The sequence below is a fragment of the Aliihoeflea sp. 2WW genome (genome assembly GCF_000497755.1).
Taxonomy (GTDB): Bacteria; Pseudomonadota; Alphaproteobacteria; order Rhizobiales; family Rhizobiaceae; genus Aliihoeflea.
The window spans coordinates 1-20,609 of sequence record NZ_AYOD01000009.1 but is presented as its reverse complement, the minus strand read 5'-3'; the positions used below and the strand labels follow the sequence as shown (position 1 = coordinate 20,609).

The following is a 20,609-nucleotide window of genomic DNA, read 5'->3' as shown; positions in this document are numbered from 1 at the left end:
AGGGTGGGGGTCGCCTTCGCGAAAACCTACGCGACGCCGAGGCTCGGAACGACCAGGATCGGGGAGCCGTTGGGGACGCGGTCGTAGAGGTCGACGACGTCCTGGTTGATCAGGCGCACGCAGCCGGACGAGACGGACTGGCCGATCGAGAACCATTCGGGCGAGCCGTGCAGGCGGTAGAGCGTGTCTTCGCCACCCTGGAAGATGTAGAGCGCGCGGGCGCCGAGAGGATTCTGGAGGCCCGGTTCCATGCCGCCATTCTCGATCGAATAGGGTTCGAGTTCGGGCTGGCGGGCGACCATTTCGTCCGGCGGGGTCCAGCGCGGCCATTTGCGCTTCCACTGGACGACGGCGCGGCCGGACCAGGCGAAGCCTTCGCGGCCGAGGCCGACGCCGTAGCGCATGGCCTGTCCGCCGGGCTGGACGAGATAGAGATAATGCTGCGACTGGTCGACGACGATCGTGCCCGGAGCCTCGCCGGTCGGATCGGGAACCATCTGGCGCAGGTAGGCCGGATCGATGCGCTCGACCGGGATGGCCGGCAGCTCATAGCCCTCGTCCACGCGGGCGCTGTAGAGGTCCTGATAGTAGGCGAGGTCGTAATTGGGCTGCACCGGAGCCGGCGCGACGGCGCCGATGGTCTCGCGGCGGGGAATGCTGCTCGTGCATGCGGAGAGAGCGAGCGAGGCAGCGCCCGCGGCGGCGGCGCCCAGGAAGCGGCGGCGGGAAAGGCGTTCAATCGTGTCCAAAATGAGGCTCCAGTGCGGATCAGGCGAAGGAACGCAAGATCGTCGGACAAGGTTCCGGCAGGTCGACGCCGATGAGGCGGCGGGGTTAACGCATCCCTTGGAAACCGGGAAGTTCGCGTCCTGTCCGCAGCCGACTTGGCAGGTCAGTGTGGTCGAGATGTCACAGTTGCGAAAGACGGCCGCAAGTAAAGACGCCGTGATGTCGGCCGTTCGGCAGTCGATGCTCAGCCCGCCGTGACGACGCCTTCGAGCGAGGGAAGGACGAGCCCGGCGGGCTGCTCGGGATATTCGTCCGGCATGCCGGCACGGTTGATCCAGATGGTGCGGAAGCCGAAGCGCGATGCGCCGGCGACGTCCCAGCGGTTCGACGACTGGAACGAGACGGCGTCGGGATAGAGCCGCCACTGGGTGGTGATCATGTCGTAGATTTCGGGATGCGGCTTGTAGCGGCGAATGCGGTCGACGGAGATGATGTCGTCGAGGATCGCGTCGAGCGCCGCGTTCTTTACCGCCGATTCAAGCATGGCGGGCGAGCCGTTGGAAAGGATCGCCAGCCGCGCGCCGCCGGCCTTGAGGGCCTTGAGGACTTTCGGCACTTCCGGGTAGCAGTCCAGCTTCCAGTAGGCGTCGAGAAGCGGCTGGCGCAGGGACTGGTCGGCGGAGGGAACGCGCGCGAAGGCGACGTCGAGCGCGCGCTCGGTCAGTTCCCAGAAATCGCGGTATTCGCCCATCAGCGACAGCGTCCACGAATATTCGAGCTGCTTGGCGCGCCAGATGTCGGACAACAACTGCCCGTCCGGGCCGATCTCGCCTGCATGGCGGCGCACGGCGGCGTGCACGTCGAAGAGCGTGCCATAGGCGTCGAAAACGTAGGCGGAGTGTTTCATCGTGGCGGCCTCATCTGCGCGGGTCTTGACCCGAATTGCCTTTTCCGGTCAAGCATTGCGCCTCTTTGGACCGATCGATTGGCGTTCTGTGCCGATTGACCCACGGCACGCGCGCGACTTGCATGCGTGCCGAACACGAACAGGAATGATCCCATGACACTGGCAGTACCGGCGCAAAGCACAACCTGGACCTTCGTCGACGGCGGCTGGCACGAGGGCAATGTGGCGCTGGTGGGTCCGCGCAGCCATGTGATGTGGCTGGGATCGAGCGTTTTCGACGGCGCGCGCTGGTTCGAGGGCGTCGCGCCCGATCTCGACCTCCATGCCGAACGCGTCAACGCCTCGGCGCGCGCGCTCGGACTGAACCCGATCGTGGAGCCGGGCGAGATCGTGCGCCTGACCTTCGAGGGCCTGAAGAAGTTCGACGGCAGGACGGCTGTCTATATCCGCCCGATGTACTGGGCCGAGCATGGCGGATATATGGGCGTGCCGTCCGATCCCGCATCGACGCGCTTTTGCCTCTGCCTCTACGAATCGCCAATGCAGGCGCCGGATGGGTTTTCGATCACCGTCTCGCCCTTCCGCCGGCCGACGATCGAGACCATGCCGACCAATGCGAAGGCCGGCTGCCTCTACCCCAACAATGGCCGGGCTATTCTCGAAGCCAAGGGCCGCGGCTTCGACAACGCGCTGGTGCTCGACATGCTGGGCAACGTCGCCGAGACGGGCTCGTCGAACGTCTTCATCGTCAAGGACGGCGAAGTCATCACGCCGGTCAAGAACGGCACCTTCCTGCCGGGCATCACGCGCGCCCGCACGATGGGGCTGCTGCTCGATGCCGGCCATTCGGTTTCGGAGCGCACGCTGACGGTGAAGGACTTCATGGAGGCCGACGAGATATTCTCGACCGGCAACCACTCCAAGGTCATCCCGATCACCAGAATCGAGGACCGCAATTTGCAGCCCGGCCCGATCGCAAAGAAGGCGCGCCAGCTCTATTGGGATTGGGCGCACGCCAAGTAAGCGCAACGCGCGTGGGCGCTAAATCTGGCTGCGCCGGTTGCGGGGTCGGGTTCGACTCCTATGTAAGACCTATAATTTTTCCAATGCCGAGAGGGAGACACATCATGGCTTTCGAACTGCCCGCACTGCCTTACGACTACGAGGCGCTCCAGCCCTTCATGTCCAAGGAGACGCTGGAATATCACCACGACAAGCACCACAAGGCCTATGTCGACAAGGGCAATGAACTGGCCAAGGAAGCCGGCATGGACGGCCTCTCGCTCGAAGAGATCGTCAAGCAGAGCCATGGCAAGAACCAGCCGCTCTTCAACAATGCCGGCCAGCACTACAACCACATCCATTTCTGGAAGTGGATGAAGAAGGGCGGCGGCGGCAAGAGCCTGCCGGGCGCGCTGCAAAAGGCGATCGACAGCGACCTCGGCGGGTACGACAAGTTCCGCACCGACTTCATCGCCGCCGGCGTCGGCCAGTTCGGCTCGGGCTGGGCGTGGCTCGCGGTCAAGGACGGCAAGGTCCAGATCATGAAGACGCCGAACGGCGAGAACCCGCTGGTCCATGGCGCCAAGCCGATCCTCGGCGTCGACGTGTGGGAACACTCCTATTACATCGACTACCGCAACGCGCGGCCGAAATATCTCGAAGCCTTCGTCGACAGCCTGATCAACTGGGACTATGTCCTGGAAATGTACGAAAAGGCCGCATAATTCGCGTGAAAGCGGCCTGCAAACGGCAGCTTTCGGCGCTTCCGGTGCTCATGTACTGAAGTACACTCCGCTCCGGTTCTCGAAATCGGCCGTTTTCGACTCGCTTTGACGCGAATTGGAGGCGGCAGCACCTGTCAAACCCCGGCCTCGCGCCGGGGTTTTTCTTTGCCCTGCTCATAACGCAAGCGTGAATGGCGCGGTTGAACCATTGAGTATCCGCCGCGTCGTTTATTCCCGATGATGCCATCGACGAGCCATTGGGAGAACACCGTGCCGATCAAGCAGCCAGTCATCGCCGCCGCCCTCGTGGCGCTCTTCGCAGCCCCCGCTCTTGCCGATCCGATCGAGGATCGACAGGCGCTGATGAAGGAGCGCGGCCAGATCATGCGCACGCTCGGGCCGATCGCCCAGGGCCGCCAGCCTTTCGATGCGGCGACCGTGATGGCGGCGCTGGAGGAACTGAACGCGAATGCGCAGGCGCATGACGTTGCAACCCTTTATCCGGCCGGGAGCGAGGGCGGCGACGCGGCGGCGGCGATCTGGACCGACATGGACGGTTTCCGCGCCGCCGACGAGCGGTACAAGCAGGGTGTCGCCGCAGCGCTTGCAGCGGCGCCGCAGGATCTGGACGCCTTCCGCGCCTCGTTCGGCCCGGCTGCGCAGAATTGCGGCGCCTGCCACGAGAGCTACAGGGACTGATCCATGGCGACCGGCAGGCGACTGGCGCTCGGCATTGCCGTTCTCGCCGCAATATGCGTGGCGGGTGGCTGGGCGCTTTCGGCTCCCGAGAAACCGGAACCGGCAGAGCTTCCGCCCGGCGATGTCGTCGCGGGGGAACGCCTCTTCTGGGCGGCGGGCTGCGCCTCGTGCCATGCCGCGCCGCAGGCGAGCGGCGACGCGATGCTGGAACTAGCGGGCGGCGTAGAGCTCGAAAGCGAGTTCGGCACCTTCGTCGCGCCGAACATCTCGACCGATCCGAACCATGGCATCGGCGGCTGGTCGGTCAGCGACTTCGCCAATGCCGTGCGGCGCGGGGTTTCGCCCGATGGTCGCCACTACTATCCGGCCTTTCCCTATACGTCCTACAGCCGCATGAGCGACGAGGACGTCGCCGATCTGTTCGCCTTCATGCAGACCCTGCCGGCAGTGGCGAGCGACGCGCCCGGTCACCAGGTCTCGTTTCCGTTCAGCGTCAGGCGCGGCGTCGGGCTGTGGAAGCGGCTTTACCTCAATGACGAGCCGCAGGTCGCGATTGCCGGCGCGAGCGAGGAGGTCGTTCGCGGGCAGTATCTGGTCGAGGCGCTCGGCCATTGCGGCGAATGCCACACGCCGCGCGCGATGACCGGCGGGCTGGAGACGGACCGTTGGCTTGGCGGCCGGCCCAACATCACGCCCGGCGGCGACATCGCCGACTGGAGCGAGGAAGACATCGCCGCCTATCTGGAAACAGGGTTCACGCCGGATTTCGATTCGGCGGGCGGGAGGATGGCGGCGGTCGTGCGCAACATGGCGCGGCTGCCGGCCGAGGATCGCGAGGCGATCGCGGCGTATCTGAAGGCTGTGCCGGCGGTGGACGAGTAGGTCGTCCGGGTCGGCGCAGACCCCCACTCCGGCCCTGCGGGCCACCTCTCCCCCTCAAAAGGGGAGAGGAACCCAAGCTGGAAAAGAGCCGATGTCGATGACGCGCATTTCCTCTCCCCCGGGCAGGAAGAGAGGAACAATGGCGCGGCGGGCGAGTGCTTGATCTCCCCCCCCTTGCGGGGGAGATGTCCGGCAGGACAGAGGGGGGCAACGTCGAGCGCTTGGCCACCTGATGGGGAGCAAGCGGCGCTAGGAGAGGTTTGCGGGACAGCGCCCCCCTCTGGCTGCCGCCATCTCCCCCGCAAGGGGGGAGATTAGTCTCGTCATCGCCGCGCTACACCTTCCCCACCGCCTTCAGCGCGAAGGCGTAGACATAGGCGATTTCCTCGAGCCGCGAAAAGCGGCCGGACGCGCCGGCGTGGCCGGCGTCCATGTTGATCTTGAAGAGGACCGGGTGGTCGTCGGTCTTCATTTCGCGCAGCCGCGCGACCCATTTGGCCGGCTCCCAATAGGTGACGCGCGGATCGGTGAGGCCGGCCAGCGCGAGGATGGGCGGGTAGTCCTGCGCGGCGATATTGTCGTAGGGCGACCAGGAGGCGATGCGGCCATAGTCGATGGACGAGGCCAGCGGATTGCCCCATTCGGGCCATTCGGGCGGAGTGAGCGGCAGCGAGGCGTCGAGCATGGTGTTGAGGACGTCGACGAAGGGGACTTCGGCGACGATCGCGCCGAAATCCTGCGGCGCCATGTTGGCGATCGCGCCCATCAGCATGCCGCCGGCCGAGCCGCCCTGCGCGACGATGCGGTCATGCGCGGTGATGTTCTCCGCGACGAGATGGCGGGCGACGGCGATGAAGTCGCGGAAGGTCTTCGCCTTGTTCTCACGCCGGCCCTGTTCGTACCAGGCAAAGCCCTTGTCCTTGCCGCCGCGAATGTGGGCGATGGCGTAGACGAAGCCGCGATCGACCAGCGACAGGCAGTTGGTGTTGAACGAGGCTGGGATGGTGATGCCGTAGGAGCCGTAGCCGTAGAGAAGGCACGGCGCCGAGCCGTCGAGCTTCGTATCCTTGTGGTGGAGGATCGATACGGGGACGAGTTCGCCATCCTCCGCCTTCGCCATCATGCGGCGGGTGACATAGTTCTCGGCATCGTGTCCGGAGGGCACTTCCTGCGTCTTCAGCAAGGTGCGCTCGCGGGTCTTCATGTCGTAATCGAAGAGTTGCGAGGGTGTCGTCATCGACGAATAGGAAAAGCGGATGACGCTGGTGTCGTATTCGAGCGAGCCGACGAGGCCGAGCGAATAGGCCTCCTCGTCGAAGGCGATCATGTGTTCTTCGCCCGATGCGCGCTCGCGCACGACGATGCGCGGCAGGCCGTCCTTGCGCTCGAGGCGCACGAGATGATCGCGGAAGCCCATGATGGCGAGGATCAGCCGGCCCGGCTCATGCGGGACGAGTTCGGTCCAGTTTTCCGGCCGCGGATCGGCGACCGGGGCGGTCATGATGCGGAAATCCTTGGCGCCGCCGGAATTGGTGAGGATGAAGAAGACGTCTCCGCCTTCCTCCAACTCGTATTCGATGCCGGTCTGGCGTGGGGCGACGATGACCGGTTTGGCGGCCGGATCGCCCGCCGGCAGGACGCGGTACTCGGTCGTCTCGTGGTCGTTGATGCCGATGAAGATCCAGTCGTTCGTGCGCGTGCCGCCGACGCTCATGAAGAAGCCGGGATCGGTTTCCTCGTAGATCAGGCGGTCGGCCGATTGTGTATCGCCGAGACGGTGGTGGAAGATTTTCGACGGGCGGTGATTGTCGTCGAGCGCGGTGTAGAAGATGCCGGTATTCGCCGCGTCCCAATCGCCCGAACCGCCGGTGTTGGCGATCAAATCGGGAAGGTCGGTGCCGGATGCGATATCGCGAATCTTGAGCGTGTAGAATTCCGAGCCCTTGTCGTCATAGGACCAGACGAGACGGGCATGGTCGCTGGAATGATCGACGCCGCCGAGCCGGAAATACGGCTTGCCCTCGGCCTCGAAGTCGCCGTCGAGGACGATCTCCTCGGCGCCGCCGTCGCGCGGGGTGCGGAAGAAGCGTGGCTGCTCACCGCCAAGGACGAAGGACGAGCCGTAGGCGAAGGGGCCGTCGGGCATGGGAACGGAGGAATCGTCCTCCTTGATGCGGCCCTTCATCTCGGCGAAGAGCGTCTTGCGCAGCTCTTCCTCGCCGGCGGTCAGCGCCGCCTGATAGGCGTTCTCGGCTTCCAGATGGGCGCGGATTTCAGGCGAGAGCGTCGCCGGGTCCTTGAAGACCTCCTGCCAGTTTTCCGCGCGCAGCCAGTGATAGGGGTCGGTGACGGTGACGCCGTGATGGCTGTGAGAATAGTCGTGCTTGGGCGCGACGGGAGCGGCCGGCAGGGCGGCGGCAGGCTTGGCGAAATTCATGGAACCTCAGGCAATCTGGAAATGGAAAGGCGGCGCGATGATCTCTCGCGCCGCCTGCCTCGGGGCAAATGCGGTCAGTCGTGGTCGAAGTTCAGTGCCACGCCGTTCATGCAGTAGCGCAGGCCCGTCGGCGCGGGGCCGTCCTCGAAGACGTGGCCGAGATGGGCATCGCAATCGGCGCAGCGGATTTCGGTGCGTGTCATCATGAAGGACCGGTCGACATGCTGCGCGACGGCGCCGGGTTCGACCGGTGCGGTGAAGCTTGGCCAGCCGGAACCGGACTCGTATTTGGTCTCGGAACGGAAGAGCGGATTGTCGCAGCACACGCAGCGGTAGAGCCCCGGCTCCTTGTTGTCGACATAGGGCCCGGTGAAGGCGCGCTCAGTGCCGTGCTTGCGCGTGACCTGAAACTGTTCCGGCGTCAGTTGCTCGCGCCATTCGGCTTCGGACTTCTCGACCTTGAGTGCGGTCTTTTCCATGTCGTGCTCCTTTGGGACCTTGCCCCAATGTAGGAGCGCGGGGCCTGATTGTCATCGGGGCGGGCGGGGCGGAAATGATCCGGGGGCAAGCCTGTCGCATCGTCATGAGTGGTCTTGTGAGGCACGATTTCAGTCTGTAAGGGATCGGCACTCGAACTTGAACCGGAAACCGAATTGGCGGGGCGATAATACGGGATGGAGACAGACGGCAACTCGCTGACGTTCATCGCGCTCTTTCTTCCGTTCGTCGCCGCCGCCCTCGCGCCGGCCCTGACCCGGCGCATGGGCCACAAGGCCGCCTGGGTGTTGGCGATCGTTCCGGCCTTCCTGTTCATCCACTTCGCAAGCCTCGTCGGCACCGTCGCCTCGGGCGAGGCCGTGACCGGCTCGCGCAACTGGGTGCCGAGCCTCGGGGTCGAATTCTCGTGGTTCCTCGATGGTCTCTCGCTGACCTTCGCGCTTTTGATCACCGGCATCGGCACGTTCATCGTTCTCTATTCGGGCGGCTACCTGAAGGGGCACGCGCATCTGGGGCGGTTCTTCTCGTTCATCCTGATGTTCATGGGGGCGATGCAGGGGCTTGTGATCTCGGACTCGTTTCTGATGTTCTTCGTGTTCTGGGAACTGACCTCGATCACCTCCTTCCTGCTGATCGGCTTCGACCATTCGCGCGAGGCTTCGCGGCGTTCGGCGATGCAGGCGCTGATCGTGACCGGGATGGGCGGGCTGGCCTTGCTGGCGGGGCTGCTCGTCATCTGGAACGCGACGGGCGCGACCAGCCTTTCGGCCCTTCTCGAAACCGACAATGCGCTGCGCGAAAGCGCGCTCTACGGCCTTGCCTTCGTGCTGATCCTGGGTGGTGCGTTCACGAAATCGGCCCAGTTCCCGTTCCATTTCTGGCTGCCCAATGCGATGGAAGCACCGACCCCTGTGTCGGCGTATCTGCACTCGGCGACGATGGTGAAGGCCGGCGTCTATCTCCTGATGCGGCTCAACCCGGTGATGGGCGATACGGCCCTCTGGGAGACGGTGCTGCCGCTGTTCGGCGGTGTGACGCTGCTCGTCGGCGGGTTCCTGGCGGTGCGCCAGAGCGATCTGAAGCTGATGCTGGCCTATACGACGGTCGCTTCGCTCGGCCTTCTCGTCATGCTGACCGGCTTCGGCTCCGAGCACGCGATCGAGGCGGCGGTGCTCTATCTGATCGCGCATTCGCTGTTCAAGGGCGCGCTCTTCATGGTGGCCGGCATCATCGACCACGAGGCCGGCTCGCGCGACGTGACGCGGCTCGGCGGCCTGCGCAAGGCGATGCCGATCACCTTCGGTGCGGCGCTGGTCGCGGCGATTTCGATGGGCGGCCTGCCGCCGCTCTTCGGCTTCCTCGCCAAGGAGGAAATCTACTACGCGCTCGGCTTTGCCAGCGTCTGGTCGGCGCTGTTCACGCTCGTCGCGATTCTCGGCAACGCGCTGATGTTCGCGATCGGCTTCGCCGTGGCGCTGAAGCCCTTCCTCGGGCCCGAGGTGAAGACGCCGAACCACGCACATGAGGGACCGCCCCTGCTCTGGCTGGGGCCGGTGGTGCTGGCGGGCGCGAGCCTTCTGGCTGCCCTTGTTTCGCCGCTGACGCATCGGCTCTTCTCGATCCCGATGGCAAGCGCGGTCGCGGGCGAGCCGCTCGACATCTATATTTCGCTGATTCCGTCCATAGGCATGCCGCTCCTGCTCTCGCTGGTCACTGTCGCGCTCGGCTATGCGATCTATCGGACGCTCGGCGACGTTCGGGCGCGGGTTGGCGCCGCTCTCATCGCGATCGGCTGGGGCCCGGACCGCGGCTTCGACCAGGTGCTGCGCGGCATCGTGCGCGGCGCGCACCGGCTGACCGGCCTGATCCAGAACGGGCGGATGGAAACCTATATGACGCTGACCTTTGCCGTCATCGCGCTCGCCTTCCTCGTTCCGCTCGTCGGGGCAGGCGAGATGCCGGCGTTCCCGCAGCTTCCGGTGCTGACGCTTTATGAGATCGTCGTGCTGGCACTCGCCGTGATCGGCCTCGGCGCCGTTCTTTATGCCGACGACCGGCTGACCGCGATCGTCTCGCTCGGCATTCAGGGCTTTGCGGTCGCGCTGATCTTCCTGCTCTTTGGCGCCCCCGATCTCGGCTTCACCCAGTTCATGGTCGAAACGCTGTCCGTCGTCATTCTCGCGCTCGTCATGACGCGGCTGAAGCTGGCGAAATCGGATCATCGGCCGACGCGCGAAAAGGCGCTGGACGTCACCGTCGCGAGCCTGTGCGGCCTCGGCCTGATGCTGGCGCTGTTCAAGGTGACGTCGCTGACCTTCGACCCGGCGCTGAGCGTGTTCTTCACCGAGTATTCGCGCGTGATCGCGCATGGCCGCAACATCGTCAACGTCATCCTCGTCGACTATCGCGGCGTGGATACGATGGGCGAGATCGCGGTGGTCATGGCCGCGGGGCTGGCGATCCTGGCGCTGGTGCGCGTGCGGCTCGGCCGGCGCGTCGAACATGCTGAACCGCAGGTCGCTTCCGAAAGCAGGGAGACGGTGGCATGAAAACGCTGATCCTTCGCACCATCGCGCCTTATCTTTCGGCGCTGATGATGATCTTCTCGGTCTTCGTGCTGCTGCGCGGCCATAACGATCCGGGCGGCGGCTTCATCGGCGGGCTGCTCGCCGCCTCGGCCTTCGCGATCTACGGCATTGCCAGCGGCGTCGCCTCGGCGCGGCGCGCGATGCGGTTTCACCCGATGGCGATCGCGGGGTCAGGCCTTGCAATGTCGGTGCTGGCCGGGCTCGCCTCGATCCTGTTCGGCGTGCCGTTCATGACCGGCCTTTGGGCGCCGCCGATCCCCGGCATCGAGTTCGAACTTTCCTCGGTGCTGTTCTTCGACATCGGGGTCTATCTGGTCGTCCTCGGCGCGATCACTTCCGTCGCGCTGGCGCTCGAGGAAAGGGACGACGAATGATCGAGACCGCGCTTTCCATCCTGGTCGGCATCTTCTTCGCCGTCGCCGTCTATCTGCTCCTGTCCAAGCATACGATCCGGATCATGCTGGGCGTCGTCGTGCTCGGCAATGCCGCCAATCTCTCGATCTTCACCGCCGGGCGGCTGACGCGCGAAGTGCCGCCGGTGATCCCGCCCGACCTCTACGTGCCCGAGATCGCGACGGCCAATCCGCTGCCGCAGGCGCTGGTGCTGACCGCCATCGTGATCTCCTTCTCCCTCTTCGCCTTCCTTTTGGTACTGGCATGGCGCGCCTACCAGGACCTCGACACCGACAACACCGAAGAGATGCGCATCGCCGAGCCCAAGGCCGATCCGCTGCCGCCATTGAGCTACTGAGGACAGATGGAATCCGCTTCGAACCCGTACGGCGTCGACATCTCGCAGGCCATGATCGTCGAGCGCGTAGCGCTGGCGGACTGGCTGCTGGTCTTCCCCGTGGCGCTTCCGCTTCTGGCCGCCGCCATTCTGGTGATGCTGCGCAGCCGGCCGAAACTCCACGCGCCGATCGCGCTGGCCGTGATCGGTGTCGTGCTCGTCTCCAACGTCGTCCTCTTGTCCCGCGTGCTGGACGAGGGGCCGTTCGCGATGACGATGGGAAGATGGCTGCCGCCCTTCGGCATCACCTTCGTCGCCGATACGCTGGGCGTGCTCCTGGCGACGACGGCGGCGCTGGTGGCTCTGGTCTGCGCGCTGTTCGGCTCGACCTCGATCGACGTGACCGGCAAGCGCTACGGCTTCTACCCGTTCCTGCTGCTCTTGATGACCGGCGTCGGCGGCTCGTTCCTGACCGGCGACATCTTCAATCTCTATGTCTGGTTCGAGGTCTTCCTGATCTCGTCCTTCGGACTGCTGATCCTCGGCTCCGAACGGGCGCAGCTCGACGGGGCGTTCAAATACGCGATCCTGAACCTCGTCGCGACGACGCTTTTTCTGATCGCGACGGGCCTGCTCTACGGCGTCTTCGGCACGCTCAACATGGCCGACATCGCGCTCAAGGCCGACGGCCTGCGCGAGGAAGCGCCGCTGACGATGCTGGCGACGCTCTACCTCGTCGCCTTCGGCATGAAGGCGGCCGCGTTTCCGCTGCACTTCTGGCTCCCTGCCTCCTACCACACGCCGCGGCTGGTGGTGGGCGCGCTGTTCGGCGCGCTTTTGACCAAGGTCGGCATCTATGCGCTGCTGCGCACGCTCTTCCTGCTCTTTCCCGAGGAAGGCGGCGCGCTGTCGGGCGTCATCGCCATCGTCGCGATCCTGACCATGATCTTCGGCGTGATCGGCGCGCTGGCGCAGACCGATATTCGTCGGATCATGGGGTATATCGTCATTTCGGGCATCGGCATCATGATGGCCGGGCTCGCGCTCGGCGACCGGATGGGCCTCGCCGGCACCGTGCTCTATGCAGTGCATTCCATGCTGGTGATGGCGGCGCTCTACCTGCTCGTCGCGCTGATGCGCAAGGCAGGCGGGACGTATTCGCTGAGCGAACTGGGCGGGCTCTACCGCTCGCATCCGCTGCTGGCGGCGATGGCGCTGCTGCTCGTTCTGTCCGCCGCAGGCCTGCCGCCCGGCTCGGGACTTTGGCCGAAGGTGATGCTGGTCAAGTCTGCGCTCGACGGCGAGGGAGGCTGGCTGGCCTTCGCGATTCTCCTGAGCGGCCTCATGACGACGCTGGCGCTGGGACGCGTCTTCGCGCTCGCCTTCTGGCGGCCGCGCGTGGATGGCGCGGTGGTTCCCGCGACGCCGCTCGACCGCTCGGGCATGTTCGCGCTCGTCCTGATCATGGTGCCGATCCTGTGGATCGGGCTCTATCCCGAACCGGTGCTCGCAATGGCCGATGCTGCGGCCGCATCGCTGCTCGATCCGGCGAGCTATTCGCTTCTCGTCCTGCCTGCCGGAGGCGGCTCATGACCCTGCTTCTCGTCAATGTCCTGCTGGCGCTGGCCTGGGGTGGCGTGACCGGTTCGTTCACGCTGTTGAACCTCCTCTTCGGCTTCATCCTCGGTGCCGGCGCGCTCTATCTGATCCGCAAGGAAATCGGCTCGCTCGGCTATCTGGCGCGCATGCGCCGCGTCGTCTCGCTGACGATCCTGTTCCTCGTCGAACTGGTGAAATCCTCCTGGACCGTCGCCATGACGGTGCTGTCGCCGAAGATGGACATCAAGCCGGGGATGTTCGTCTACCCGCTGAAGGTCGACAAGGACGCCGAGATCACCATGCTGGCGAATCTCATCACCCTGACGCCGGGCACGCTCTCCGTCGACGTGTCCGAGGACCGCCGCTTCCTGTTCATCCACGCGCTCGACTGTTCCGATCCGGACCAGCTGCGCCACGACATCGCGACCGGCTTCGAACGCAAGATCATGGAGGCGTTCCGATGAGCTTTTCGCAAGGGTTTCTTTCGGTCGCAGAATATATCGGGCTGATCCTGCTCAGTCTGTCTTTTCTCCTGACAACTTACCGGGTCATCGTCGGGCCGACCTTGCCGGACCGGATCGTGGCGCTCGACATGCTGGTCGTCGTCGCGGTCGGCTTCATCGCCCTGATCGGCATCCGCACGAGCTTCACGCTCTACGTCGACGTGGCGATCTCGCTCGGCCTCGTCGGCTTCCTCGCGACGGTGGCATTCGCACGCTTCGTCATGGCGAAGGGCTCGCTCTGGGTGAAGCAGGAGGACGAGCGCAACCTGCGGGAGGTGAGCGATGATTGAGGCACTGTTCAATGTCGTCGTCGGGCTGATGATCGTCGGCGGCGCCGCCTTCTCCCTGGTCGCCTCCATCGGCATCAACCGGTTTCCCGACGTCTATTGCCGCATGCACGCGGCCTCGAAGGCCGGCACGCTCGGCTCCGGCGTCATCCTGCTGGCGCTTGCCGTCCACGCCGACGACACCGCGACGGTGATGCGTGCGATCGCCGGCTTCGTGTTTCTTCTGCTGACGGCGCCCGTCGCCGCACATCTTCTTGCCAAGGCTTCGTATGAGGCGGGCTACAAATTGTGGGACAAGTCGGTCAAGGACGAAATGATCGTGAAAATTCGCGAGCAGAAGACAAAGCGCGAGCATCGCAACGAGAACTAATCCTCGAAATTGCTGAAAGATGTTTGCAACTTCCGATTACAACTGGACCGAATTTTCGATATATCGAAGCGCTCGTTTGGGTTCAAAGCATTGCGTAGTCCAATTTGTACGGCAAATAATCCGCAAGATTAATTGACTTGCTCTAATATTCGTACCAATTGTTAATCAAGCACTGTGGATTCGTCGATGGCGGTGAAACAGAACCGGCAAAGCGAAAAAGACCGGCGCTCTACCGATTGACAATTATTGGGGCCGAAAATGGAACTCTCTGAAGACCTGCAGCGAAACAGCGACATGTTGATCGAACTGACGGCGGACGTCGTTGCCGCCTATGTCAGCAACAATCCCGTCCCGGTCGGCGAACTTCCGAACCTGATCGCCGACGTGCATATGGCGCTTGGACGCGTCGGAACGCCGCCCGAGGCTGTACCTGCCGACAAGCAGAAGCCGGCGGTGAACCCGAAGAAGTCGGTGCATGACGACTACATCATCTGCCTGGAAGACGGGAAGAAGTTCAAGTCGCTCAAGCGCCACCTGATGACCCATTACGGGCTGACGCCCGAGCAGTATCGCGAGAAGTGGGGCCTGGACGCCACCTATCCGATGGTGGCGCCGAACTATGCCGCCGCACGCTCGCAGCTTGCCAAGAAGATGGGGCTGGGGCGCAAGCGCAAGGCGCGCTGAGCGCGCTGCCTCACGCATAGCCGACCAGTTTCTGCCGACGCCTTCCGGGCGTCGGCTTTTTCTTGGGGGCCACCCGAACGTCGATCTCGTCGAGCGCCTGCTTCAATGCGATGTGCCGATTGAGGTCGTAGCTCCAGTGGCGGTTGCTGCCGCGGATGCGCTCGCGCTCGATCAGCCGCTTCAGGCGCCTGGCAAGGTCCCCGCGCATCGACGCGTCGGCCGTCTGAAGCCGGTCGATCTCGATGCCGCAATTGCACAGGAGCGCCACGCGCTGCATCGCCTGGCGCCGGCGCGCTTCGGTCTCGACCACGAACATCCGTGCTTCGCTCTTCAAATCCACTTTGCTCTCTCCTCGTCTTGAGGCGACGATCCTGCGCGCAGGTTCGGAGCGGGGGGATAAGTTTCCTGTCGATGATCTGGACCGATCCGGAAATCCGGATTGGATTCAATCATTTGGTGGAAATCGAAACTTTTGATGTTCGATATTTGTTCTCATGCTGCCAAATCCGGGATAGAAAGCATTTATTCCTATTTCGGAGGTGAACGGTGGCGGCGGCGAAACGAAGGTCTGATCCCGAAATCCCGTCGGCGGAGCAACCGCCATCGCCCTATCCCGCCTCGAAGAAGACCGACGAGCGCTGGATGAGCGAATGCGAGGCGGTGATCGACATCGTCTCGGCGTTCTTCAACGTCTCGGGCAGGGAAATCCGCAATCCGACGCGCTCACCGGCGCCGGTCGCCAGGGTACGGCAGATCGGCATGTACGCGGCTCACACGGTACTTCAGATTCCGATGAAGAATGTCGGCTGCGGCTTCACCCGCGACCGCACGACGGTGCAGCACGCCGTCAACCTCGTCGAGGACTGGCGGGAGGATGGCGAGTTCGACGGCATCGTCGATCAGGTCGAGCGGCTGGTGCGCGTGCTCGTGCGCCGCGAACAGATATGAGGGCGGGCATGGAAGACCGGCAATTGATGCGGCTGATCAGTTTTCTTTCGAAGGGCGCGGTGCGGTGCGAGGCCGGCGGGCGCTCTGGGCGCATGCGGATCGACGGAGGCGATCGCGGCGCAATCGAGGTGCCGACCGCCACGCTGCGCCACGCGATGGAGCGCGGGCTAGCCGCCCGTGGCGGTGCGGGCCTTTCGGTTTCGCGTGACGGATCGGCCTGGCTGGCGCGCACGGCAGCACCGTCCAAAGATCGTTTCCAGGTCCAGCACCAGGAGCGCGACCTGCGGACGGTTGAGATCGGCGGCCTGCGGGAAGTGGCGACGGTCAATCTGCGCGAAAGCCCGCTCGCCGCGCTGGCGCAGCGCAAGGATCGGGACGGGCGGGCCTTCCTGTCCGCCGGCGAGGTCGAGGCGGGCGAGCGGTTGCGGGCGGACTATGGTTTCGGCCAGATCGCGCCGCGTCTCAGTGCCAATTGGGAGGCGGGCGTCTGCGCCGGGCGGCGCGGGGGTGGCAATTCCAAGGCCGACCTGAACGATGATGCGCTGGCCGCGCGCCAGCGGGTCGATCGTGCCATCGACGCGATCGGGCCGGAACTGAGCGGTATCCTCGTCGACGTCTGCTGTTTCCTGAAGGGGCTGGAACAGGTCGAGACGGAACGCGGCTGGCCGCGACGCTCGGCAAAGCTGATGCTCAAGACGGCGCTCGGCGCGCTGGTCCGCCACTATCATCCGCAGCGCCGCGAGCGACGGCGGGGCATGCTGCATTGGGGAACGGCCGATTACCGACCGCAGATCTAGCTCGCCGGCGCGGCTTCGGCGACGCTCGCCGCTTCCATGCGGATGCGCTTGATCATCGAGCGCAGACCGTTGGCGCGCTGCGGGGTGAGGTGTTCGTCGAGGCCGAGGCGCTTGAGGACGCCGTCGGCATCGATGGCGAGCATCTCGGAGGCGCGGCGGCCGGAATAAAGCGCCAGGACGATGGCGACCAGCCCCTTGACGATGTGCGAATCCGAATCGCCTTCATAGGAGATCGCCGGATCGGCACCTTCGCCGATGGTGGAGTTGAGCCACACCTGGCTGACGCATCCCTGCACCTTGTGCGCGGCGTCGCGCGCCTCCTGAGGATAGGCGGGCAGGCTCGCGCCGAGGTCGATGATGTAGCGGTAGCGCTCCTCCCATTCGTCGAGGAATGCGAAATCGTCGTAGATCTGGTCGATGCTGGTGCTCATGCAGCGGATATAGGCGTCGGCGCGCCGATCGTCACCTCAAAAGGTCGCGGCGGGCGTCGCCGGGACGCTGCCGGTCGTCATTTCCGCATCGAAGGCGGGCACGGTCTCGCTCGGGCCGGCGAGCATGCTCTCGCTTTCCGGCGTGCCGAACTGGCCGTCGAGCGCTTCATAGGCCATGCGTGCGCCCTCGCGGGCCCGAACGCCCATCGAGCCGACGAGCGCGCCGCCGACCTCGCAAACTTCCGGCTTGCGCTCGCAGATGCCGGTTACGTCGCTGATCGCCTCGCGGGCTGCGAACAACGCATCGAAGGCGCCGACCTGCGGCTCGCCCGTCTCGCTCACCGGGGCGAGCGGGATGAAGAAGAGGGCTACCGACAGCCAGAACGCGCTTTTGAACAGAAATCCGATCATCATCTTTCCCCGTCGCCGGCGCTCCCCGTGCCGGCTTCGATGAGATCAAAGCATGAGGACGAAAAAGGCTGCTTGAGGACGGCAGGGTAATTTTCGGCAAATTCGATTCAAGTTTTAACGATCGTTCCGGGCTCCTTTGAAGAAGACCGGCGCGCGGTGCCGGAAAGGGCGCAATCGTGCGGCCCGGCGCGGTATGATCGGCAGCGACGGCGGGGCGAAAACGCCGGTTACGAACGCTTTACCATCCTCGCAAACGATGGCGGCAGGGACCGTGCGAGCCGGTCTTTCGACCACGGATCGGGTCGCTTTATCCTTTCCTTAAACGCTGGATGCGAGGGTGATCGCAATGATGTCGACCCGCGAAAAGCGGGCTGTGTGCGAGTGCGTTGCGTTGAAATCTAGCCGAACCCGATCCTGCGACTGGATGGGCCAGTTCCTTGGCTCCTGCGAGCGGCTGGTTCATGCGCGCCTGTCGGATGCCGACGCGCGCCGGCGCCAGGCACGGCTGATCGCGGTTCAACTCGGCGCGCCCTTCTTCCTGACCGCGATCGCCGCACCGCTGGCGCTTGGCGCCTGGGGCGCCAATGCCGCATTGGGCGTCGCGGCCGCGATCTTCGCTTTTTCGTGGACGCAGGTGGTGATCGCCGCCTCGGGCCGGCATTTCCGTCTCGTCGCCGGCTTCGGCCTCGGATCGGCGCTCGTCACAGGTGCCGTAGGCATTTGGATGGGCGCACCGGCGCCGGCGCTCCTTCTTCTTGCCATCGCCATGATTGGCGAGGCGGCCTGGGTTTCGGGTTCGCGCGCCGCTGCGGGAAGGGCGGGCCTGATCGCGGCCCCGCTCGGCGCAGCGGCGTTCTTCGCAGGCGATGCGGCCGGGGCGACGGCGACGATGACAGCGGTGGGTGCCGCGCTCGGATACGTGATCGTCGCCATGCCGCGTCTGGTCGCGCTGTTGACGGCGCGGCCGCAGATGCAGCCAGCGGAACCGAGCCTCGATACGCGCATGGACGCGGTGATTCTGACCCTGACGCGCGAGGGCGAGGTGGTCGGCGCATCCGACCAGGCGCGCCGCATCCTGCATCTCGAACCGGACCTGTTGACCGGCGCCGGCTTCTTCGAGCGCGTGCGGGTGAGCGACCGGGTGAAGCTCCTGTGTGCCCTCGGATCGGACCGCAGCGAACCCCAGCATCTCCATCTGACGCTGCGCGTGCCCGGCGCGTTGGCGGGCGATGTCGCACATGTCGATGTCGGCCTCGAACTCCTGCGCGGCGAAGGCGCATGGACGGCGATCCTGCGCGACGCGAGCGAAATCGCGGACCTGCGCGCCGCGCTCGACGATGCGGCGGACCAGGCAACGGCGATCGAAGTGGCCAAGAGCCGCTTCCTTGCCGCCGTCAGCCACGAATTGCGCACGCCGCTGAATGCGATCATCGGCTTTTCGGATCTGCTGCTTCACGAGGCGGTCTCGGGGCCGTTGCCGGTCAAGCAGGCCGAGCATGTCGGTCTGATCCGGGAAGCGGGCAACCATCTTCTGGCGGTGGTCAATTCGATCCTCGACATCTCGAAGATCGAGGCAGGCGCCTACACCATCCATCCCGAGCCGTTCGAACTCGTCAGCGCGATGGAACTGACCGTGTCGCTGATGGCAAGCCAGGCGGCCGAGAAGGGCGTGGCGCTCGAAATCGCGGGCCGCGACGACATGGGCGAACTCGACGCCGACCAGCGCGCCGTCCACCAGATCCTGCTCAATCTCGTCTCGAACGCGATCAAGTTCACGCCGCATGGCGGGCGGGTGCGCTTGTCGGCGGCGCAAAGGGGCGAACGGATCGCGCTGATGGTTGCCGACAATGGCATCGGCATAGCCGCCAGCGACCTGGCAGGACTCGGCCAGCCGTTCACCCAGGTTCAGAACGACTACACGCGCAAGTTCGAAGGCACCGGCCTTGGCCTTTCCCTCGTCAAGGGACTGGTGGCGCTCCACGACGGCGAGCTTGCCATCGAAAGCGCGCCCGGCGAGGGGACGACGGTCACGGTCAGCCTTCCCGCGCAGCGCAGCGCTTCGGCGGTGACCGCATTGAACACGACAGCGAATGGAAATGGACAAAGGGCGAATGGCAGCACGTTCCGCAAAATCGCGTAAGCGCAAGCAAAGCCCCGGCCTTCTGGCCGCGGGACTGGCGGCGACCGGACGCGCGATTGCCGAACGCCCGGTGGGCGTGGGCGGCGTGACGGCATTCGCGATCACCTTCGCCTTCATCGCCGCCAATGCGATCTGGTATCAGCCGCACCAGCACAAGAGCGCGTTCTTCCAGACCCGGCACCTGCCGCCGCGCGAGCCGGCCGAGCCCGTCGACGTGACGCGGCTCGAACTCGCCCCGTCGGTCGATCTGCCGCAACAGGCGATGCAGCCGCCTATTGCGGCCCGGCCGCAGGAAGCGCCGCAGCCGGCGGTGGCTCCGGCCGGACCGGATGCGGCCGCCAGCCGGCCCGACGCCCGTCAGGCCGTCGTGGCCGAAGTGCAGCGCGTCCTCGCCGACCTGAAGCTCTATGGCGGCGCCATCGACGGATTGACGGGCCCGCAGACCGACCAGGCCGTGCAAGCCTATCGCGAGCGCCTCGGGCTGGCGCCGGGTGGCGGCATCGACGGCGAACTGCTGCGGCATCTCGGCGCCAAGACCCGGGTCGAGGGCGAGGCGGAGGCGGTGGAGCAGGCTGCACGCGCGGCGACCGACCAGATGCAGACGGCCTCCGCGCCCGCATCGGGCGACCAGCGCGTCATCCGTATCCAGGCCGGACTGCGCGCCTTCGGCAATCAGGGCATCGACCTCGACGGACAGGTCGGTCCGCGGACCGTTGCGGCGATCAAGGAGTTCCAGAGCCTTTTCGGCCTCACGCAGACCGGTACGCCGGACGATGCGACCTACGCCAAGATGAAGGAAATCGGGCTCACCGACTGACGGGACCACGATGCGCGTTACTTCCGATCTATGGGTTGCCGCGACGCTCAGACGGGTGTTCGCGTCCGGTGGCTATGGAGCCGTCGTCAGGCGCGGCGCGACCGAGGCCGGCGCGATCTTCGTCGTCGTGCGCTCGCGCTTCGGCGAGGCGACGCTCTATGCTCCGCGCGCGCAATCCGATTATGGCGAAGCGCGGCCCGACGAGCGGATGTTTTCGGCGGTGCTGGAGGGCGTCGACGACACGGCCATCGAGGCGCGGCTCGAGAAGGAACGGCGGTTCGATCCGGATTTGTGGGTGGTGGAGATCGAGGCGGACCAGAGGCTGGTGGACGAGTTGGTGTAGCGTTCAGCAGAGCGGACTGACTGCGTCAGGAGTCCTTTGGGGGGACCCCCACCCTTTATCCCTCCCCACAAGGGGGAGGGAG

At 65.2% G+C, this 20,609-nt stretch carries 24 protein-coding genes; 17 read left to right on the top strand and 7 right to left on the bottom strand.

The genetic code is table 11. The features are described from left to right. Positions 1-26 precede the first annotated feature (26 nt). Both ALII_RS0106290 and ALII_RS0106285 read right to left on the bottom strand, forming a co-directional pair. Complete coding sequence (locus ALII_RS0106290) at positions 27-752, bottom strand: L,D-transpeptidase (RefSeq protein ID WP_024586476.1); 726 nt, start codon at positions 750-752, stop codon at positions 27-29. A gap of 221 nt (positions 753-973) precedes the next feature. Then, on the bottom strand, positions 974-1,636 hold the full coding sequence (locus ALII_RS0106285) for a haloacid dehalogenase type II (protein ID WP_024586475.1): 663 nt from the start codon (positions 1,634-1,636) through the stop codon (positions 974-976). Between the two features lie 153 nt (positions 1,637-1,789). Between ALII_RS0106285 and ALII_RS0106280 the strand changes: the two genes are divergently transcribed. The 4 genes from ALII_RS0106280 (at position 1,790) to ALII_RS0106265 (ending at position 4,944) form a co-directional block, all read left to right on the top strand. Continuing rightward, on the top strand, positions 1,790-2,659 hold the full coding sequence (locus ALII_RS0106280) for a branched-chain amino acid aminotransferase (protein ID WP_024586474.1): 870 nt from the start codon (positions 1,790-1,792) through the stop codon (positions 2,657-2,659). Positions 2,660-2,763: 104 nt separating this feature from the next. Beyond that, positions 2,764-3,363, top strand: a complete 600-nt coding sequence (locus ALII_RS0106275) for a superoxide dismutase (protein WP_024586473.1) — start codon at positions 2,764-2,766, stop codon at positions 3,361-3,363. A 270-nt stretch (positions 3,364-3,633) separates the two neighbouring features. Continuing rightward, complete coding sequence (locus ALII_RS0106270) at positions 3,634-4,062, top strand: cytochrome c (protein ID WP_244437343.1); 429 nt, start codon at positions 3,634-3,636, stop codon at positions 4,060-4,062. Positions 4,063-4,065: 3 nt separating this feature from the next. After that, positions 4,066-4,944 (top strand): cytochrome c, encoded by an 879-nt coding sequence (locus ALII_RS0106265; RefSeq protein WP_024586471.1) that lies wholly within the window; start codon positions 4,066-4,068, stop codon positions 4,942-4,944. A gap of 334 nt (positions 4,945-5,278) precedes the next feature. Here the strand turns inward: ALII_RS0106265 and ALII_RS0106260 are convergent, their stop codons facing one another. Both ALII_RS0106260 and msrB read right to left on the bottom strand, forming a co-directional pair. Beyond that, positions 5,279-7,381: a S9 family peptidase gene (locus tag ALII_RS0106260; protein WP_024586470.1), complete on the bottom strand. Its 2,103-nt coding sequence runs from the start codon at positions 7,379-7,381 to the stop codon at positions 5,279-5,281. A gap of 74 nt (positions 7,382-7,455) precedes the next feature. Next, a complete protein-coding gene (gene msrB / locus ALII_RS0106255; RefSeq protein WP_024586469.1) occupies positions 7,456-7,860 on the bottom strand; it encodes a peptide-methionine (R)-S-oxide reductase MsrB in 405 nt (134 codons plus the stop codon). Positions 7,861-8,055: 195 nt separating this feature from the next. On the opposite strand from msrB, the gene ALII_RS0106250 reads away from it, so the two are divergent. From ALII_RS0106250 to ALII_RS0106215, 8 genes are all read left to right on the top strand, one after another. Beyond that, a complete protein-coding gene (locus tag ALII_RS0106250; RefSeq protein ID WP_024586468.1) occupies positions 8,056-10,428 on the top strand; it encodes a putative monovalent cation/H+ antiporter subunit A in 2,373 nt (790 codons plus the stop codon). Further along, positions 10,425-10,841 (top strand): Na+/H+ antiporter subunit B, encoded by a 417-nt coding sequence (locus ALII_RS0106245; RefSeq protein WP_024586467.1) that lies wholly within the window; start codon positions 10,425-10,427, stop codon positions 10,839-10,841. The genes ALII_RS0106250 and ALII_RS0106245 overlap by 4 nt, the downstream gene beginning before the upstream one ends. Next, positions 10,838-11,218, top strand: a complete 381-nt coding sequence (locus ALII_RS0106240; RefSeq protein WP_029660266.1) for a Na+/H+ antiporter subunit C — start codon at positions 10,838-10,840, stop codon at positions 11,216-11,218. Before ALII_RS0106245 ends, ALII_RS0106240 begins: the two co-directional genes overlap by 4 nt. Before the next feature lie 6 nt (positions 11,219-11,224). After that, a complete protein-coding gene (locus ALII_RS0106235) occupies positions 11,225-12,790 on the top strand; it encodes a Na+/H+ antiporter subunit D (RefSeq protein ID WP_024586465.1) in 1,566 nt (521 codons plus the stop codon). Then, positions 12,787-13,260 (top strand): Na+/H+ antiporter subunit E, encoded by a 474-nt coding sequence (locus ALII_RS0106230; RefSeq protein WP_024586464.1) that lies wholly within the window; start codon positions 12,787-12,789, stop codon positions 13,258-13,260. The genes ALII_RS0106235 and ALII_RS0106230 overlap by 4 nt, the downstream gene beginning before the upstream one ends. Beyond that, positions 13,257-13,589 (top strand): cation:proton antiporter, encoded by a 333-nt coding sequence (locus ALII_RS0106225; RefSeq protein ID WP_024586463.1) that lies wholly within the window; start codon positions 13,257-13,259, stop codon positions 13,587-13,589. Before ALII_RS0106230 ends, ALII_RS0106225 begins: the two co-directional genes overlap by 4 nt. Further along, a complete protein-coding gene (gene mnhG, locus ALII_RS0106220; RefSeq protein ID WP_024586462.1) occupies positions 13,582-13,956 on the top strand; it encodes a monovalent cation/H(+) antiporter subunit G in 375 nt (124 codons plus the stop codon). The genes ALII_RS0106225 and mnhG overlap by 8 nt, the downstream gene beginning before the upstream one ends. A 258-nt stretch (positions 13,957-14,214) precedes the next feature. Beyond that, positions 14,215-14,640 carry a MucR family transcriptional regulator gene (locus tag ALII_RS0106215; protein ID WP_024586461.1) on the top strand — a complete coding sequence of 142 codons (426 nt, stop codon included), beginning with the start codon at positions 14,215-14,217 and terminating at the stop codon, positions 14,638-14,640. Between the two features lie 10 nt (positions 14,641-14,650). On the opposite strand, the gene ALII_RS21055 is transcribed toward ALII_RS0106215, so the two are convergent. Beyond that, entirely contained in the window at positions 14,651-14,980 is a 330-nt protein-coding gene (locus tag ALII_RS21055; RefSeq protein ID WP_244437341.1) for a cytoplasmic protein, read from the bottom strand. 206 nt (positions 14,981-15,186) lie between these two features. Here ALII_RS21055 and ALII_RS0106205 point away from each other — a divergent pair, with 206 nt between their 5' ends. Together ALII_RS0106205 and ALII_RS0106200 are read left to right on the top strand one after the other, a co-directional pair. Next, the gene (locus ALII_RS0106205; protein ID WP_024586459.1) at positions 15,187-15,588 is read left to right on the top strand and encodes a helix-turn-helix domain-containing protein; all 402 of its coding nucleotides are present in this window, start codon (positions 15,187-15,189) and stop codon (positions 15,586-15,588) included. 8 nt (positions 15,589-15,596) lie between these two features. After that, on the top strand, positions 15,597-16,385 hold the full coding sequence (locus tag ALII_RS0106200) for a DUF6456 domain-containing protein (protein WP_244437339.1): 789 nt from the start codon (positions 15,597-15,599) through the stop codon (positions 16,383-16,385). Here ALII_RS0106200 and ALII_RS0106195 read toward each other — a convergent pair. Further along, complete coding sequence (locus ALII_RS0106195; RefSeq protein ID WP_024586457.1) at positions 16,382-16,816, bottom strand: SufE family protein; 435 nt, start codon at positions 16,814-16,816, stop codon at positions 16,382-16,384. The two genes, ALII_RS0106200 and ALII_RS0106195, sit on opposite strands and share 4 nt — an antisense overlap. A 36-nt stretch (positions 16,817-16,852) precedes the next feature. Continuing rightward, positions 16,853-17,227 (bottom strand): DUF5330 domain-containing protein, encoded by a 375-nt coding sequence (locus tag ALII_RS0106190; protein WP_244437336.1) that lies wholly within the window; start codon positions 17,225-17,227, stop codon positions 16,853-16,855. Between the two features lie 424 nt (positions 17,228-17,651). Between ALII_RS0106190 and ALII_RS0106185 the strand changes: the two genes are divergently transcribed. Genes ALII_RS0106185 through ALII_RS0106175 form a run of 3 tightly spaced genes read left to right on the top strand, consistent with a single transcriptional unit; the run spans position 17,652 to position 20,527 of the window. Further along, on the top strand, positions 17,652-19,367 hold the full coding sequence (locus ALII_RS0106185; RefSeq protein WP_051375785.1) for a HAMP domain-containing sensor histidine kinase: 1,716 nt from the start codon (positions 17,652-17,654) through the stop codon (positions 19,365-19,367). Continuing rightward, positions 19,339-20,184: a peptidoglycan-binding protein gene (locus ALII_RS0106180; protein ID WP_024586454.1), complete on the top strand. Its 846-nt coding sequence runs from the start codon at positions 19,339-19,341 to the stop codon at positions 20,182-20,184. Before ALII_RS0106185 ends, ALII_RS0106180 begins: the two co-directional genes overlap by 29 nt. A gap of 10 nt (positions 20,185-20,194) precedes the next feature. Then, positions 20,195-20,527, top strand: coding sequence for a DUF1491 family protein (locus tag ALII_RS0106175; RefSeq protein ID WP_024586453.1), 333 nt, complete (start codon positions 20,195-20,197; stop codon positions 20,525-20,527). Positions 20,528-20,609: the final 82 nt, after the last annotated feature.